The organism is Leptospira interrogans (assembly GCF_900156205.1).
GTDB lineage: Bacteria > Spirochaetota > Leptospiria > Leptospirales > Leptospiraceae > Leptospira > Leptospira interrogans.
In genome coordinates, this window is sequence record NZ_FTNA01000019.1 from 1 (window position 1) to 17,169 (window position 17,169).

12 protein-coding genes and 2 pseudogenes are annotated in these 17,169 nt (G+C 35.6%); 7 read left to right on the plus strand and 7 right to left on the minus strand.

Annotation, left to right across the window (positions count from 1 at the left end):
- The first annotated feature begins 1,334 nt into the window (after nucleotides 1–1,334).
- From BW942_RS14630 to BW942_RS14645, 4 genes and pseudogenes are all read left to right on the plus strand, one after another.
- A pseudogene (locus BW942_RS14630) lies at nucleotides 1,335–3,205 on the plus strand (alpha/beta hydrolase).
- Between the two features lie 59 nt (nucleotides 3,206–3,264).
- Nucleotides 3,265–3,837, plus strand: coding sequence for a bifunctional nuclease family protein (locus BW942_RS14635; RefSeq protein ID WP_000366622.1), 573 nt, complete (start codon nucleotides 3,265–3,267; stop codon nucleotides 3,835–3,837).
- A gap of 88 nt (nucleotides 3,838–3,925) precedes the next feature.
- Nucleotides 3,926–4,282: a phasin-related domain-containing protein gene (locus BW942_RS14640; RefSeq protein ID WP_002068970.1), complete on the plus strand. Its 357-nt coding sequence runs from the start codon at nucleotides 3,926–3,928 to the stop codon at nucleotides 4,280–4,282.
- A gap of 78 nt (nucleotides 4,283–4,360) precedes the next feature.
- Nucleotides 4,361–5,662 carry an MFS transporter gene (locus BW942_RS14645; protein WP_001982317.1) on the plus strand — a complete coding sequence of 434 codons (1,302 nt, stop codon included), beginning with the start codon at nucleotides 4,361–4,363 and terminating at the stop codon, nucleotides 5,660–5,662.
- Nucleotides 5,663–5,973: 311 nt separating this feature from the next.
- Here the strand turns inward: BW942_RS14645 and BW942_RS14650 are convergent, their stop codons facing one another.
- The 6 genes and pseudogenes from BW942_RS14650 to BW942_RS14675 all read right to left on the minus strand — a co-directional run bounded on the left by BW942_RS14650 (nucleotide 5,974) and on the right by BW942_RS14675 (nucleotide 12,413).
- Nucleotides 5,974–6,585 (minus strand): hypothetical protein, encoded by a 612-nt coding sequence (locus BW942_RS14650; RefSeq protein ID WP_000616810.1) that lies wholly within the window; start codon nucleotides 6,583–6,585, stop codon nucleotides 5,974–5,976.
- A gap of 105 nt (nucleotides 6,586–6,690) precedes the next feature.
- A pseudogene (locus BW942_RS14655) lies at nucleotides 6,691–7,869 on the minus strand (Lsa36 family surface (lipo)protein).
- A 39-nt stretch (nucleotides 7,870–7,908) separates the two neighbouring features.
- Complete coding sequence (locus BW942_RS14660) at nucleotides 7,909–9,039, minus strand: acyl-CoA dehydrogenase family protein (RefSeq protein WP_000374065.1); 1,131 nt, start codon at nucleotides 9,037–9,039, stop codon at nucleotides 7,909–7,911.
- A gap of 17 nt (nucleotides 9,040–9,056) precedes the next feature.
- On the minus strand, nucleotides 9,057–11,216 hold the full coding sequence (locus BW942_RS14665) for a cAMP/cGMP-dependent 3',5'-cyclic-AMP/GMP phosphodiesterase (RefSeq protein WP_000910893.1): 2,160 nt from the start codon (nucleotides 11,214–11,216) through the stop codon (nucleotides 9,057–9,059).
- Between the two features lie 22 nt (nucleotides 11,217–11,238).
- Nucleotides 11,239–11,553: a thioredoxin gene (gene trxA / locus BW942_RS14670; protein WP_001970524.1), complete on the minus strand. Its 315-nt coding sequence runs from the start codon at nucleotides 11,551–11,553 to the stop codon at nucleotides 11,239–11,241.
- 50 nt (nucleotides 11,554–11,603) lie between these two features.
- The gene (locus BW942_RS14675; protein WP_001197044.1) at nucleotides 11,604–12,413 is read right to left on the minus strand and encodes a hypothetical protein; all 810 of its coding nucleotides are present in this window, start codon (nucleotides 12,411–12,413) and stop codon (nucleotides 11,604–11,606) included.
- Nucleotides 12,414–12,816: 403 nt separating this feature from the next.
- Between BW942_RS14675 and BW942_RS14680 the strand changes: the two genes are divergently transcribed.
- The 3 genes from BW942_RS14680 to rktP are packed head-to-tail and all read left to right on the plus strand — an operon-like array spanning nucleotide 12,817 to nucleotide 14,967.
- Nucleotides 12,817–13,074: a Sec-independent protein translocase subunit TatA/TatB gene (locus BW942_RS14680; RefSeq protein WP_000457916.1), complete on the plus strand. Its 258-nt coding sequence runs from the start codon at nucleotides 12,817–12,819 to the stop codon at nucleotides 13,072–13,074.
- Nucleotides 13,071–13,871 carry a twin-arginine translocase subunit TatC gene (tatC, locus tag BW942_RS14685; protein WP_000165502.1) on the plus strand — a complete coding sequence of 267 codons (801 nt, stop codon included), beginning with the start codon at nucleotides 13,071–13,073 and terminating at the stop codon, nucleotides 13,869–13,871. Before BW942_RS14680 ends, tatC begins: the two co-directional genes overlap by 4 nt.
- Nucleotide 13,872: 1 nt before the next feature.
- Entirely contained in the window at nucleotides 13,873–14,967 is a 1,095-nt protein-coding gene (rktP, locus tag BW942_RS14690) for an Arg-Lys translocation region protein phosphatase RktP (protein WP_000628885.1), read from the plus strand.
- A gap of 994 nt (nucleotides 14,968–15,961) precedes the next feature.
- Here rktP and BW942_RS14700 read toward each other — a convergent pair.
- The gene (locus BW942_RS14700; protein WP_001166258.1) at nucleotides 15,962–16,759 is read right to left on the minus strand and encodes an MORN repeat-containing protein; all 798 of its coding nucleotides are present in this window, start codon (nucleotides 16,757–16,759) and stop codon (nucleotides 15,962–15,964) included.
- Between the last annotated feature and the right edge of the window lie 410 nt (nucleotides 16,760–17,169).

A 17,169-nucleotide genomic window follows, 5' to 3' on the forward strand; every position in this document is an offset into this window, starting at 1 on the left:
GGCGGCTATCATCAAATTTAAAACTCATTTCATAGAAGTTCCTAGATTCCGAACGAATCTACACAGATGAATTATTGATTTTTCATATTACGAAAACCGTATCATAGATCTTAGGGGGCTCTGCTTCTAAACGGCAATTCAAAGTGATTTACATATAGTTTATGCAGCTGCCAGTACGATTACTTCGTAGTAGTTCCCACATTTACCGTTCTTCAGCACATAAAAATAACACAAAACCTGTCCCCAAATTTAAAAATTACGAAAATTTGACAATCAAAAAACTACTGGAAAACTCGCAAACTTCCAGATTAACGATTTCTGTGGGAACTCCAGCACTTTATTAGAAACTTCTAAAGAATTATCATTTATTTCTTTTAAGATATTAAAACAAGTTTACTACTAATTTCAACAAAACTGATTAGCTTAAATCTTAATCACAAAAGCCTTGTTTCAGTGCAAAAAATTAAGTATTTTATTATATAGTTCTGAGTAAAGAATTTGAATTTAGTGTAAATTTATATTGAACTCGTATTAAAAACTTATCCCAAAACTCCAAAATGTGGGAACTACCACGAAAATTTAACGACATTATAACTACTCAGAAGTTCTCAAATTGCCAGATGCAGCCTAATTTGTAGGAACTACTGCATTTCATTAGAAATTTCTAAAAAATTATCGTGTAAAATTTTTTGAGGCTTTGGGACAAACTCTTAATAAAAAATCTTTGAAATAAATCTTAATAGAGTAAGTTATTCACCAGGTTTTACTTTGAAATATTTTTGAGACGACTTATTTTCAATTCGTTCCTTTCCAGATTTCTATCTTACTTTAAAAAATACCACAAAAAGTATTAAAAGAAAAATTGAATCTTAAAAACAAACTCTTTACACTCAGAATTCTATATCTGAAAAATTCATTAATTAGAACATATGATTCAAAAATTTCTATTTGCTTAACAAAATCAATGCGTGAGCGGTTCGGAAAGCGCGTAAGCGTCCCGTAGGGACGAGCGCAAATGCGCGAGCTTGTAGAAGACGCGACCCTGCGGTCTCAAAAAAATTCTTTTTAAAAAACTAAAATCTCGCAGGGGCACGCCCGAGGTATTATAAAAACAGATATTTGATACAATAGTATTTTATAATTTTTGAATCTATTTTTTAAAACAGAATACTTTTCTAAGTATAAAAAAATTTTTTACTAACTTTACAGCTTTTATCTCAATTTACAACTCGTTTGAACCTGAATTTTTTTAGAAAGAATTCGCTTAAAAAGACTAAAAAATCATTTAAATCCAGGTTGGCACAAAAGTTTTCACCGACAATTCTGGCAGTAGAATGGCTGGAGTTTTAGAAAAAAAAACACATCTCGTAAAAGAAGAGGAAAAAGCGGACTTAACGTTGCGGCCGATGACATATTTATCTTTCCTATTCCCGGAACCACATATAAGTTTGTGGAAAAAGTATGGTCTTCATTCGTAAATAAATTTGTCGCATTAACTTTCACAAATAACCAACCGGTGTTTAATTACGCCGTATTCGAAGCGATCCAAGATAAAAATCTTAAAATAGTTGCTTCTGCAACTCATTTTAAAATGAAAGAGATTGCTACCAGAATCGGTCTCAGAGACATTCAAGAGTTTATCAATAGAACCCTTCCCGTTTCTATCCAAGACCAAGATAATCTTTCCGCAAACTTTATCCGAGAAGCGATCATTTCCGTAGAAACTAAAAAACGTCCTGAAGTTGTTTTCAGTAGTCTCAAAGACGATAAAATTCACCCGAACTTAAGACACCTTCTTTCTGGCACCATGAACTACGCCGCTGGAATTCCTCTTTTTGTAAAAGGAAATCCAATCGGTATGATCTGGGGAATTCGCAGAGATAGAATGAGCGATGAACAAAGAGAAGAAGTTAGAGAACAGTTAAGTTCTTTTTACGACGTTGTAGACTTTGTAGTCGCTAGAGAAATGGATAATAAAGCAGATCCTTATATCGCTAAGAAGAATATTGAAAAGGCAGATCTTCATTCTTACGCAAAACATCTCTATTACACTCGAACCGGTGGACAACAACATCCAGTTACTTCGATCATATTCGATTGCCATACTTATAACTGTTCTTATCGCTTGGATGCGAGTTATATCATACCGTCTAACAATGGTTTTTCGGTCAGTCTAAAACGATTTGAACCGGAAAAAACAAATGGCACTGGGAAGATTCTTCTACTAATCCCAGGGTTTTTCTGTAGAAGATCTGTGATGGACAAAGTAGCGAGAGAAATGGCGCTTAAGTATGGCTATCGAGTTTTTTCTATGGATATGCGGGGTCGTTCCAGACAAACACTTCCTTACAATGGTATCAAAGAAGGTTGGACAATTGACGATTTCATCCAAGAAGATTTTCCAGCCGTGCTCAACTGGATTCGGGAAAGTTTTCCTAAAGAAAAGATCGTAGTCATGGGGCATAGTATGGGGGGAATGATTCCTCGTTATTACGTATCCGCTTATGAAACCTTCATCGCTAAATATCCTCAAAACAAAGTTTCTCTTCCCGACCCCAAGGAGACAATTTCTGGAATTATCTCAGTTACTTCTCCGAACTTTGTTTCTGTAGGAACCAATATTCCTGGGATGAGTGCTCTTAAAACTGGACTCAGCTTACTACCAGCTAAATCTATTTCTGATTTCCTTTTTGATATTACTACTTTTTCTCTTCAATCTACTCTTCCGACAGTAGACCTGAATAAATTCTTTAAGTTCTTATTAGGCCTTCATTCTTCTTTAAGAACGGTTTCTTTCGAACTTAGTACAAAAGTTGTCAATCTAAGAGATTTTGTAGGTTACAGACAAATTTCTCCTCCAGAATGGTATTTTCTAATCGAAGATATTTTTTGCGAAGAATCCACAAAAGTAATTCTGCAATTTATACGTTCTCAATTGAGCAAAGACCACGCATTTTTTTCCTTCGACGGTTCTATTAACTACACGGAGCTGCAAAGAAACTTCCAACTTCCAATCTATTCCGTACTAGGCACCTTGGATAAGATTGTTCCAGTAAATTCCGTGGAAGAAGAACTAAGAGCCCTTCCTTCCTCCAACAATCAAATTGTAAAATTCGATCAAGGACATTTAGGAATTCTATTTCATATGCCAACGGTTCGAGAAATGTGCGCTGGCTTTCACGATTGGATCCAAAAATTGGATTAATTTTCCCAGTAAAGTAAAGAATTTGACACCAAAGGATTAGAAGGATAGCCTCCAAGGGAATGGATCTTGTAGAAGCAAAAATTTCGGATATTTCTCTGACAAACGTAGGCTTTGCGGTCTTTCTCAAAACGAAGGATGATTCCGATTCTAGAGTGGTACCGATTTTTATTGGGCCTTTAGAAACTCATTCCATTACTTCGGTTTTGGATGGAACAAAACCACCTAGACCAATGACCCACGATTTAATGACAGTTCTTCTTGGAACTTTAAACGTAAGTATCATTAAAATTTCGATCGAAGAAATTATAGATAACACCTTTTATGCGAAAATTACTCTCCGCAAAGACGAAGACGTAATCGTATTGGATGCAAGACCAAGTGATTCCATCGCACTTGCACTCAGAGCAAACGCTCCGATTTATCTCGCTAAAAAAGTAATCGAAGAAGCCGGAATTGAAATGAAAGACGAAGAAATTCCAGGCGAATCTATTGCGAGAGAAAAAATTTCCCAACTTCCCAAAACACAATTGGAAATTTTACAAGAATCTTTAAACAATGCTCTCAGAACCGAAGACTACGAAACCGCCGCCCGAATTCGAGATCAGATCAAAAAGTTAATCGAGAATTCTTAATTTTCCTGATATAGTTCCAAAAAAGAGACGACTTAGAATCGGTATGAGTTCTACAATCACCGATCAAGCTCAATCAAGGAGAATCAGATTGGAAAGGTTATTGATGGATATTCTAAACGCTGGAATCGCACTATTTCAAAACGGAGAAGAAAAAGTTAAACAGTCCCTGGCTGAATTGGATAAAATCTACCAGGAACTAAGAGCAAAAGGTGAAATAAACCAAAGTATGGAAGCCAACCGAGTTCGAGAGCTTCTCAATAAAACGGTTCAAGATGCAACTGAAATTCTTTCGAAGGGAGAAGAGAGTAGACAACAAGCGTTTGCAAAACTTCAGGAAAATTTCATTCGGCTTTCTGCTGAAATTGAATCTTCTATTCCGGAACCTCTCAAAGCGGCTGCAAAAAATACCTTAGATGAATTAAAACATCTCTTAAGTAAAAAATAATAACCCTACTTTTTCTGAAAATGTTAAGACAAGGTAAACGGCTTGAAAGACCATTGTCTTCAGGCCTTTCAACTTCGTATGAATAAAATTTCTTTCGTACTTTTTTTTACCGTATTCATAGACATGATGGGATTTTCTGTAATCTTTCCCATCTTTCCAGAAACTCTTAAGATATTTCTTTCTCAATCTGGTGATCCGGTTTTAGATCAATTTGCTGACTGGACTCGAATTTTACTGGAAGCTTCTTCCGGAGATCGTTCTTTATTTGTAGCTCTTTTTGGTGGAATCGTAGCAAGTCTCTATTCTATTTTACAATTTATATTTGCACCGATCTGGGGAAGGATCTCGGATCATGTAGGCCGCAAACCGGTATTAGTTCTCACTAGCTTTGGAAGTTTTTTAGGTTATGTAATTTGGTTGTTTTCGGGAAGTTTTTCTTTCTTCGTTTTATCCAGAGTGATCACCGGAACGATGGGAGGAAACATATCCGTAGCGTCTGCAGCGATGGCAGACATTACAAACGAAAAAGATCGGGCCAAAGGAATGGGAATGATAGGTGCCGGTGTGGGTTTAGGTTTTATCGCAGGCCCTCCAACGGGAGGATTGTTCGCCAAAATCAATTTAGACTTTTTGAAACTTGTGTTTCCAGATTTAACGTTTACAGTGTTTCCTGCATCCGCTCTTGCCGCTACAATCATCGCGTTAATCAATCTGCTTATGATTCTTTTTTGGTTTCGGGAAACATTCGATCAAAAAGATTTGTTAGAAAAGAAAAAAATTCATCCGATTTTAGGAGTTTTCACTTCTAAAAATAAAGAAGTCGTTTTATATTCTATTTTTTACTTCGTTTTCGTATTTGCGTTTTCTGGCTTCGAATTTTCAATCAATTTTTATCTCAGTCAATTTTTGAACTACAAACCTATTGAAATCGGTTTTACTTTCGTTTATATAGGAATGATCATCGTGCTGATTCAAGGAGGAGTTTTTAGAAGACTGTCCGGAAAAGTTGACGAAACAAAATTAATTCGTATAGGAACCTTCTCTTTGTTAGTAGGTTTTTTTATTTTATACTTCGTTTCTAATTCTTATCAACTTTTTATTTCACTTACTTTTTTAGCTTCTGGAAGCGCCCTACTTCATCCTTCCTTATCTACGTTAGTCTCTCTTGTATCTGGAAAAGAAGAACAAGGAACCAACCTCGGAATGTTTAGAAGTCTCGCTTCTTTAGGAAGAGGAATGGCCCCTTTTGTATTTTGTCTGATTTACTTTAGTAAAGGTCCAGCAATTTCATTTTTAACTTCTGGACTTGTTAGTTTTTTATTTTTGCTTTTTATATGGAAATTGAAACAACCAAAACTAGTAGAATCTAAAAACTACTGATCTTTATAAAATTGAGTACCATAAATTTTAACCGCAAAATCATGTCTCAGTTCAAAATATTTAGTATTTTATTATATAGCCATGAATAAACAATAAAATAACTAACGTGAGTTCGGTAGTATAACCAAATGCGAAAGTAATATTGTTTTGCGTTTAATAGACAGATTCATGAAGCATTTACTGAGTTTACTCAAACAACTCGCGGAAAGGATATGCTGAATTCAAGAAGCAATATTGAGCTTTTTATTTGCCACGATTTTCTACATGAACTCGCGTTAACTATAAGAGTTTTTAAAACAACTTTTTATAGTTTACAAAATAGTTCTCAACGCAGTTGCTAATTTTTCAAAGTGGAGAGATTCATCTAACTTATTTCCGTTCTCCAATCGAAGTAAAAACATATCTCGAACTGAATTAGAATCGGTCACCGCCTTAAACGAAAGAATATCAATACCGTATAAAAACAAAAGTTGAGATACTTCAAAAATAATACCAGGTCTATCTTTCATTCTTAAGTCCATAACAGTGCAATCGCTTCCCTGTGAATTGAATAAAAACAATTCTATAGGACACCTTTCTTTATTTTTCAAATATTCGGCTTTTTCTGGAAATCTTTCTAAGTAATTTAAAACAGAAACTCCTTGGAAAAACATTTCTTTCAAATCATTCTGAATAAGATGAAGAGCTTCTTCAGTCATCGGAAGATTTTCCACACTTTTAACGATGAAAATATCGCTAATATAACCGTCTTGGGAAGTTTCGGCCACAGCTTCTTCGATTGTCCAACCTCTCACAAAAAGAGCTGCGGTAACTCTATAGATAATTCCGATTTCGTTATTAGAAATATTCACTTTTAACGCATAGGAACCGTCTCTTGGAATACAAGAAATATGAACGGAAGATTCTGCGGATGTTTGGATCATTACGGTTTCCTCAAATACATTCTGTTTATTTCTAAAGCAATCTTCATAAAAAACAAATGTTTATGAAGGTCTATCTATTAAGATAGCAAGAAACGTACCGTTTTATCAAAGAGCAAACTTAACTCCTACATTCGCAGAATAAATCTTGTCGGAAACCACCCCTTCTACTAAAATTTTAAAGGTGAGTAGATTGATTTCGACTCATCCCAAAAGATAATTCACACTATCCTTAGCTTTTGCGTCTCCATGACTTCGAATGGCAAGATTTCCCGTCGAACTGGCCGCCTGCCCTTTTAAAAAATCTATAGGTAAACCCGCGGCTGCCGCATCTAGAGTAAGCACCATCGGGCCGGTCACACCTAAATGGATATTGGAATTTCCAGAATTTTGACTCATTCCCGCTCCGACAAAAATCGTAAGAAAATAAAACAAGCGCACCCCGGTTCGAATATCAATCGGCAAAGACTGAGACCTAGATCTATAATCCAAAGCGAAATCGGCATCCCAACGTCCTGTAGCAGGTCCAAATGAAATTTTAGGTATTTGTGTCGGAGAATAACCTAAATTCATTTCTTCAGTCTTACGATGAAATCCGAGCCCCAAACTAAGACCGGTAAAACCAAAAAAATCCAAACGCGTATAACGTTCTCGAATCAATTGAAAACGAACTGTAGCTCCAAAGGAATTGTAATTACCCGAAAATTTATATTGATCTGATTGATCATTGAGCTCTTTCAAGTCTCCTTGATCCAATTTTCCTTGAAAACCGTGAGCAAAAATATTGATTCTATGAAGAAAAGATCTTCCTCCGTCATCTTTTTCATCCTTATCTTTCTGATCAGCGGGTCCATTTCCAGTCAACCAACCTAAATTGACTCCGGCCATCAACGTAGGAGCAAGAGAAGCTCCTCCGTTTGGTAAATTCGGAAGAGTAATTCCACCGTATTGAATCTGTATATCGTCATTCTTAACTCCCGCCGCGGAAAGTCCTGCTCCGACTTGAAATCGATTGATCGATCCGTTACCCATCATAGAAGAATTGATCGTAGTCAATAAAGCGGCGTCTTCCATCGAGTCGACTACTTCATTTAGATATTTTGTATGAATCTCGTATTCCAGTCCGTTAAACTGAGAGGAAATATTACTCGGAATGACCGTACAGGCCGCACCGCTACATTCGATTTGTGCAATCAGCGAATTAGCCGGGGTCAAAAATCCAATGAAAGAAAAAACTAAAATAGGAAAAAACTTTCCTACCACTAAACTGCGGAAGGTATTCATCATTACCCCGTTTCATTCGACGGGAACCATTAGAAATTTATTTCAGAGTCCCAGGCTTCTGCCTATGATCTCTTTCATAATTTCCGTAGTTCCCGCATAGATTGTCTGGATTCTCGCATCCAGGTACGCTCTCGCGATTGGATACTCCATCATATAACCGTAACCACCGAAAAACTGCAAACATTCATCTGTATGACGTTTTTGCATTTCGGTTGAATACCATTTTGCCATAGAGGCTTCTGCGGTATTTGATCTTCCGGCTATAGTTTCCAGAGTAATCTTATCTACAAAAGTACGGCACATCTCCAGTTCCGTAGCCATTTCAGCCATTTTAAATTTAATGTTCTGAAAGGTTCCGATTTTCTTTCCGAAGGCCTGTCTTTCTTTAATGTATTGAAGGGTAATTCTTTGTACGAGTGCGGTCGCTTCTACGGCTGCGATGGAAAGAACCAATCGTTCCGTAGCCAACTTTTGCATGAGATAACGAAAACCTTGTCCTTGTTTTCCGATCAAGTTTTCCTTAGGAACAATCACGTCGTTGTAATACAGTTCCGAAGTATCCTGAGCTTTCAGACCAATTTTTTCTAATCTTCTTCCTCTTTCAAAACCTTTCATTCCTTCTTCTACCATCAGAAGGGACATCGTGCCGTTATCATGTTTAACAGCCGTAATGATTAAATTTGCCAACTGTCCGTTAGAAATAAAGGTTTTTTGTCCATTTACTACGTAGTGATCACTTTTTTCAATAGCGGAAGTTCTAATATTTTTTAAATCAGAACCAGCTCCGGGTTCGGTCATAGCAACGGCAAGAATACTATCTCCGGTTGTACAACCAGGCAACCAACGTTTTTTTTGTTCTTCGTTTGCGTAAGCCGTAATATAAGGTGCAATTACATCGTTATGTAGAGATATAAAAAAACCACTATTTCCTACTCTTGAAGATTCCTCGATTACAATTACGTTATATAAAAAATCTGCACCGGCTCCGCCATATTCCGCAGGAACATCTGGACATAAAAGTCCGTTTGCTCCTGCTTTTTTCCAAATTTCTTTCGGAACAACCCCTACTTTTTCCCAAGATTCGTGATTCGGTGCAACTTCCGTTTCGAAAAATTTTCTAGCCATCGTACGGAAGGATTCATGTTCTTCCGTAAATTGAAGAATTCTATCCATTCATTTCTCCCAAACGTCTACGCGTAGACTGTATTCATTCTCATGTAAACGCCTGGATTCTTCTTCACATAATCGACCAAATCATTTTGCCGAATGGAATATAACTCAGTATCCGTTTCCGCTCTAAACGTATAATTAGATACAAAATTCTTAGAGATATTATAAATCTCTCCAACGAAGTCTCCGTCTGTCAGTTCGGCCAATAAATTACCGTTCTGATAGACATTTACTTTTCCACTGCGAATAATGTAGGCATCTCCGTAAAATTCTTTTTCTCTTACAAGGATTGAACCTTCGTTCACTTTATGCAGAGTCATGATCAATTCTAACTGAGTGATCTGATGACTGGTCAATCCTCGGAAATGTCTGGATTCAGCCAATGCTTTCCAAGAATTAGAATCTCTAATTTCGTTTAACCTTGTTAGGTTACTTTTAAGATCTGAATTTCGTATAAACTGTAAAAATTTATTCTTTTCAATCGTAAGTGCGAGTACATCCGTTTCGGCATAAACGTCTGCAGCACGTGGAAGATCTAACACAAGAGATGCTTCTCCAAAATACTCATACGTTCCGTACCGTTTGATCGGTCCTTGACCAGTTTCATCCTGATTGAGCCCCTCAAATTTGACATTTCCAGATGCAATGATATAAAATTTATCTCCTGGAGTTCCCTTACGGATGATCTGATCTCCTCGTTTATATCTTTCTTCATTTACAATGAGTAGAAATTCCTTAGCCTTTTCGATCGGAAATCCGTGAAAGATATCGATCTGAGTCAACACATCTAAAAGGTTATACGCTTCGATATGTTTCGGAGGTGTAATTTCCGGATACAGAGTATTTTCAATTCCAAACTTTGCAAGTTTCAACTTAGTTCCCGTTGGCATATCTTTTCTTGCAATATGATATACCGTAATCTTTTCCTGAACTTCAGGGGGAAGAGAAGCTAAATAACTGATCCGAGTATGAAGAGGAGGAATTCCAGCTTCATGATAAATGATTCTTCTTTCCCAAGGAAACTCTTTAAAAAATTTCCATCTAGATTCAGGAAGAATTCCCTGCGCATACATTTTATCGTGAATCTCAGGTTCATTTAAATGATCCGAAGTATAAATAAAAGACTGATCTTGAAAGAAAAATTCAAAACCTACAGAAGGAATAGAATGAAGTGCATAATGAAAATTGAATTCTCCCCCATTGATCATAGTCGCCTTTCCGATAATGATCGGTTGGAAGTGAAATAGTTCCTGTAATTCCTTTTTAGGAATTTTAGTCAACGCGGAATACTTCCTAAGAAAACTATCCATCACGGTTTCCGTTGCGTGAATCGTGATTTTGTTTTCTTCCAGAATTTTTTGAAACGTACCTGCGTCATGATCAGCGTGACAATGAGTTAAAATGACATGGTTTATTAGTTTAGGATTTACGTTTGACTGACGCAACCACTCCGTTGAATTTACGGGAGGGTCTACCATAATTCCCTGGTGATTTAACCAGATAATAAAACCAGAAGTGTTATCCTCCGGATCAAATCCGTGAGAAGGTCCAAGACAAGTAATTGCAAGGAGTGGAGCTTGAAATGGTTCAGTAGGTCTTTCTCCAATATCGTATTTGATATTAAATCCTACTTCTCCTGGAACCTCAATTTTTCTTTCTCCATCCTGGATAAGAAAATCTCCATTTTGTAGTTTACCAATAATTACATTTCCATAATGTACTTTATTTTCTGCATCGAATACTTTAAAATCGACTACGTCGTCTAATCCCTTGTATCCACGAAAATAAGCCATTTCCGCTTTCATATCGGGGAATCCAAAAGATTGTTCTCCGTTGAGATACTCACTTTTGAGATTGATATTATCAGGTCCCATAAGAGATTCTTTGAGTACAGTTATCAACTGAGTTCTTTGTTCTTCCGTACAAACGATAAATGTTTTTTTCTGTCTTAAAAAGAAGTTATAGTAGATCGGAAATTCCAGTTCTGCAGTACTGATTCCTTTCTCCACATGAAAGAATTTATTGGGTAAGATAAATACTAAAGGAGACTTTTTTTCAAGCCCCATTGTATCCTTAATCGTTTCCGGCGGTGAGCCAATCTGAAGGTATCCCTCGGAAGTATCAATGAGATACCCTCCTCTAGGCAATTCCGTATAACCTTTGTATGTTTCTTTCAGCATAATAAATAAAGAAGTAAAAAAATTATTTATGTCTTTCTATAAAATTTTTAATTTGAGCTTTTGGAAGTGCCCCAATTACTTTATCGACAAGTTGTCCGTCTTTGTAAAGCAACAATGTCGGAATGGAAGAAATCCCTAAACTTTGAGCTGTATCCTGATTATCATCTACATTCAGTTTTTTGATTTTTACCAACCCATCCAATTCACCGGAAAGTTCTTCCAAAACCGGAGCCACCATTCTACAAGGGCCACACCATTCCGCCCAACAATCAATGAGAACCAATCCTCCGGATGTCTCACTTTTAAAATTTGTATCGTTGACTTCTGCCAATGCCATCTTTGATTCTTTCTCCTTTTTTCCTACAATACAGATCAGACTCACAGGGTCTATTTTTTCTTTTTCTTTTTATCCTTATCTGCCTCTATGGATTCGACTTTATCTTGGAGAGATTCGATCAAAGTTTTTGTCTTCTCTAAATCTTCTGTTTCACCTGTAGTCTGTAGAATTTTACGGTTTACTTCCAACATTGCGATGGACTTTTTCAAATCCCCTGCGTCTTGTGTAGAAAGATCAAATTTAGTCCTATATTCCTGTGCGGCGTAGTTACATAGTTCAAGAATCAAATTAAAATGTTCCTGCCGAATATAATAGTGAGGATTTTCTAAATCTCTTTCTTTTTCAAATGCGCGGAAATCGAAGATGTTTTTACATAGTACTGCAATTTTAAAATGGATTTCCGGAAAACTCCATTTCCACTTACTATTGGTTCCAAAAGCGTCTATGGTTTTGTTTGTTACTTGACGAATCGCTTTGATAAAATTCAGTCTTTGAACTGGTAGAAATTCTGGAATTTTTGCTAATAAATCCTTATTTTCTGCTAAACTGCCTTCGAAATCGGCTCCTACTACTTTTTCCATTCCGGAAATCGCATTGTAAATTTCTTTCCTTCCGGTATTTAAATACGTATCACTTTTAATGTCTAAAATCGCAACACTTAGGTCATTGACCAAAAGGCAGGTATTGATCATTTTGATCGCGTTTACAGATAAAACAATTTGATAGTACGGTTCTAATCTGGGGTCTTTTCTCAATTGAGATTTAAATAGATTACTTTCTTTTTTGAGATCATCCAAATAGACTTTAAAGTCCGTTAGTTTCTCCGCAAATTCCTGTTTTTGTTCTTTGTTGAGTGCCATCTTTTCCCAACTGATATACTTAGAATATCGGTAATTTTCAAAATGAAAAAGGGCAGAACCGATCCAAATCGTTTCATTTTTTGGAAAAATTTCTTTCCCATCCCTACTTAAAAATCTGATTTCTAAAAATGTGGGAACTATTACCTAAAACTGGTTTTGTTAGGAAACATTCTAAAACTCAAACTAAGGCTTTTTTGATTTCCGAACGCATTCGTGATACAAGAATCTATTGGAAATTATGAGGCTATTATAAATTTAAGATCAATTCTGTTCACAATTATACCTCTCTCTTTTGAGCCTCTTACTTACTATTTGACAGATAACAGGGAAGTAAAAGTCTAACAAAGAAGCTGAAATGTGTTTCGCGTTTTTAAGCACTGAATGCTAATTGAGGTATTTAAATATGTTTGCACCCTTGGCAGTCTTCGGATCACTCGGATGGACTGAAATTCTACTCATTTTATTCATCGCTCTTTTACTTTTCGGAGGAAAAAGGTTACCCTCTTTGGCAAAAGATTTAGGAGATGGAATCAGATCGTTTCGTAAATCCCTAACAGGTGAATCGGATGATTCTTCCCAACAAATCAGCCAAGAGCAAGAGCGTTCGGTTCCGAAAGAAGAAACAAAAACTTCTAAATCCAAAAAGTCCAAATCCGCTTGACAAAACCCATTCTAGGAATGGCTGGAAAGAAAAAATCAAAAAACCTTCCTTATCCGGAAGAATCCGTACCAAGAGACAGGGAAAAATATATGACCTTAGGAGATCATTTGGAAGAACTCCGGATGGTTCTTATCAAATCCCTCATTGTAGTAACTGTCATCATGGGAATTTCCTTATGTTTTGGAGAAGAAATTCACAAAATTCTTACACAACCTTATAAAAATGTCTTAGGTCCACAAGCGACATTCTTTCAGATCAACTTAATGGCTCCATTTATGATCTACTTAAAAAGTTCATTTATGATCTCTATTTTGTTAGGTCTTCCATTCGTTCTTTTTTTTCTTTGGAGTTTTATTTCTCCCGCACTCGATTCCAAAGCGGATCGATACGGTAAATTTCTAATCTTTTTTAGCACACTTCTCTTTTGGTTTGGGATTTGGCTTTGTTGGACAGAAGCTTTTGAAAATCTTTTAAGAATTTTTTTAGTCAACTTCCGGCCCCTGGATATAGAAGCCAGACTTCCAATCGATGAATATTACGAAATTTTTTTCAACATTCATTTGATTTTCGGTTTATCTTTTCAGCTTCCCATTATACTCATTCTTCTTGGCGGTTTAGGAATCATCCATTCTTCTTTCCTCCTTTCAAAATGGAGAGAAGCGATTATAATTCTTGCGATTGCCGCCGCAGTTCTTTCTCCGGGACCAGATTTGATTTCGATGTTATTCTTATTTGTCCCGTTGACGGTTTTGTTTATAGTATCTATCGTTCTCATGAAAATAATAGAGAGAGAATAGCTTGATAACAAAAATTCCTTCCAAACTTAAATTATCGATCGCAGTTTTCGTTCTGAGTTTTTTATTCTTTCTCGTTTATACGATTACAGACGACATTATTCTTAAATCTCCTTTAGGACAACAAAAGGTAATTTCTCTTTCCATCCGTCTTGCACTTTCAATTTCATTTTCCACTCTGATTGCTTCTCTAGTATTTTATTTTGTAAGACTTATCTATTCTTCGATGCGTTCTTTGGTAACCCTTGCTCAAGACTGGGGAAACGAAGTCTATGAAGAAACGCCTGCAGAAGAAAGGGATGATGAAATCGGAGAATTGGTTCGTGCTTTCCGTTTAAAATTCTTTCAGCAAAAAGAATCCAAGGAGAACCCGTCCAGTGAAACGTTAGGCGAAATAAATAAGGAAATTGCGGATTCAATTCAAAGAGCTTTTTATAGAATCCAATTACCTAAAATTTTAAATCTGGACGTTTCTCTTTTTCCCAGAATGAGTGGGAATTCTAACTGTGATTATACGAGTGTAGTTCCAAGTGCTGACGGTTGTGTTGGTATTTTGGCAGGGTTTTCAAGTCCGGGAATTTTAGAATCGGCATTTAAAGCCAGGATAGAAGGAATTTTTTCTTTAGCCAACGAAACGAGTGAAATTCCAGGAGAAGAATTGGTTTTTAAAATCGGTAAAATTCTTTCCAAAATGCCCATTCCATTTTTAAATCTTTCACTTTTTTATCTTAAAACTAAAACCGGGGAACTAGGATATATTCACTTTCAAGAACTTCCCGCATTCGTTTACAAAAATAATGAATTCATTGTTTTGGAAAAAAACAAGGCGCGTTATTTTGACTACAAAGCTGTCGATTTAGAAATTCATAAAACCGTTTTAAAAACAGGTGAATACTGGGTTTTAATTTCGGACCGAACCCATTCCGCAATCGGAATTTCTGCGTCCGAGTTCATAAAACAATTTCAAAATGTTTTAGCAGGCAAAAATTTTCAAAATTCCAGAGATCTAATTTTAGACTGTGGTAGAACCTTAGAACAAAAATACGGTAAAAAAGTTTTAGAAACTTCCGCCTTACTTGCAATTACAAGAAAAAACTAAATACATTCTTTTTTTATAATAGAGCTGTTGAAAAATTAATTCTTGATTTGTTTCTGTTGAATTGAAATGGACAATTGAAGCAATTTTGCGAATCTTCACTATGGAATTTTTCAACAACTCTATTATAAGAATATTCAAATATTCATATAAACTTTTAAAAAAATATCTCAAACACAATTTGTTTAAAATTTTCCCAAAGTTCTAAAAATGACTTTTTCTAACGTGAATTCAAGCATTACTCATAATTATATAATAAAGTACTAATATTTTACATAGAATCAGCGTTTTGTGATAGAATTAACGGTATTTATTTTCATAGGGATCAGTAATCAATGTGAAAGCGATTATTATGTTGCACTCTGAAACGCGACCAGTCTAGAGATTCGTAGGGAGTAAAAACACTGAGCTGAGAAGCGTTTCATTCCAAAAGAATAACCAAAAGTGCACTAGCAAGCGGTTCGCTAAAATTTTCTTATACCGAATTTATATTTTATTAATATGTTTTGTAAGCATATAAGATCAAATACTTTTAAAAAGAACCCACATATTTACTGCAATAGTGCAACCTGAACAACAAATTGTCTTTTGATTTCAAATTTAAAAATGTTTTTTAAAAAAATGAAAATGCAACTAAACCATTCGACAAGTTAGCGACCCTACTACAAAAATCGAGATATACAAATATTTTTTAGCTCATCATTTAGCAATTCAATGATTTCACTTTTTCTAAGAAGATTTTGTCGACTAAAATCATTACTTAGAACTGCATAATGTGAGTTCGGCGTAAGAAAAAATTTTTCTAAAGTATGAGTTCCTACAATTTTAGAATTGGTTCGTAAAATCGTGATTTGTAGTAGTTCCTACATCATTTTACAGATAAACCTAAGTTTTGTAGTAGTTTTTTCCCGGACTTAAATCGACAGATTCAATTGTTACAAACTTCTATTTTATAAATTGTGGGAGTTCCCACATTGGACGGTTTTGGGGCAAGTTCTTAGTGAAGAGGTTTAATATCTCCAGACTCCTGTAAAGGTCCTCCACAAAGAACTATTTTATTTTCTATTCTACAATGTCTCTTGGAATGATCAAAAGAAGAATACATAATTCCTTCTGCGGAATTTTTTTCGTCCTGAAAATCTCCTTCATAAATGCTTGTATCCGGAAAACGCACTTTTCCAGGACCAATCATTTTCCCCATCTCAAAGGTTCCTTCTAACATAGCCCCATTTTTAAAAATATAAGTCCCCTTTCCATCTCTTAAGTCGTCCTTAAAACTTCCTTCAAATCGATCCCCATTTTTATATTTCATTCTTCCCGAACCATTTCTAAGATCGTTTACAAAGGAACCGCTATATTCGTCATCGTTATCATAAATATAAACACCCGTTCCAGAGACACAATCTCCTTGGACACAACCTCTAACTCGATCGGCTTCTATAGACGTAGATCGAGTAGAAAAAGACGATTCAGTTTGTTCTTCTTTCACTTCACTTTCATTATAAGAAGAACTTCCGGTACCGTCTGCGGATTCGTTAGACGCAATTCTTTTATCGCTGGAAGTACACTGCAATACAACTAGGATAAGGAACATAACTTCAAGAAATTTGTTACGGGAAATTTCAACCGAAAAAGTGGTTCTAATTTTTTTTAAAACCAAATCTGAGAATTTTTTCCATAGAATCATATTTTTTGAATACGAAATAAATACGTTTGCTCTTACAAACATGCTCAAAATTTTATTTATCCAGGCCGAATCTGTCAAACTCAATTCTTTTAGAATTAGAATCTGCAAGCCTAATGGTCGATTGATAAAAAAGTATTTCGAATTATATTATCATTTTAGGAACTGTTAGTAAGGTCTAACCTAACATTCATTTTTATTTCGTTTTTGTAAATGATCTTCATAGTTTTTAGACATAAGTTCGAAAATTAATTCCCTTTAGCACACCTAACGCAAGTTCGTCTAAAAATTTAAAAAATCTTTCTAAATCATGAGTAGAATCCTTTCGGATTTATAGTCCCCTGGTGTTGCATAAATAGATGCCAGATAAGTTAAAATTCTAGCTCCTAAATTTTGTTCCTAAACGAATATGAATTCGACTAAAAGTGGGAGTTCCCACATTTTCAGAGTTAAACTGTTATATTTGAGATCTGCGGGGAGTTCCCACATTTTTAGAGTTAAACTGTTATATTTGAGATCTG

What these genes read in the sequence shown, in the direction of transcription:
- BW942_RS14635 (WP_000366622.1), top strand. Translation starts at nt 3,265, where the DNA reads ATGGATCTTGTAGAAGCAAAAATTTCGGATATTTCTCTGACAAACGTA.
- BW942_RS14645 (WP_001982317.1), top strand. Translation starts at nt 4,361, where the DNA reads ATGAATAAAATTTCTTTCGTACTTTTTTTTACCGTATTCATAGACATG.
- BW942_RS14650 (WP_000616810.1), bottom strand. Translation starts at nt 6,585, where the DNA reads ATGATCCAAACATCCGCAGAATCTTCCGTTCATATTTCTTGTATTCCA.
- BW942_RS14660 (WP_000374065.1), bottom strand. Translation starts at nt 9,039, where the DNA reads ATGGATAGAATTCTTCAATTTACGGAAGAACATGAATCCTTCCGTACG.
- BW942_RS14665 (WP_000910893.1), bottom strand. Translation starts at nt 11,216, where the DNA reads ATGCTGAAAGAAACATACAAAGGTTATACGGAATTGCCTAGAGGAGGG.
- trxA (WP_001970524.1), bottom strand. Translation starts at nt 11,553, where the DNA reads ATGGCATTGGCAGAAGTCAACGATACAAATTTTAAAAGTGAGACATCC.
- BW942_RS14675 (WP_001197044.1), bottom strand. Translation starts at nt 12,413, where the DNA reads ATGGCACTCAACAAAGAACAAAAACAGGAATTTGCGGAGAAACTAACG.
- BW942_RS14680 (WP_000457916.1), top strand. Translation starts at nt 12,817, where the DNA reads ATGTTTGCACCCTTGGCAGTCTTCGGATCACTCGGATGGACTGAAATT.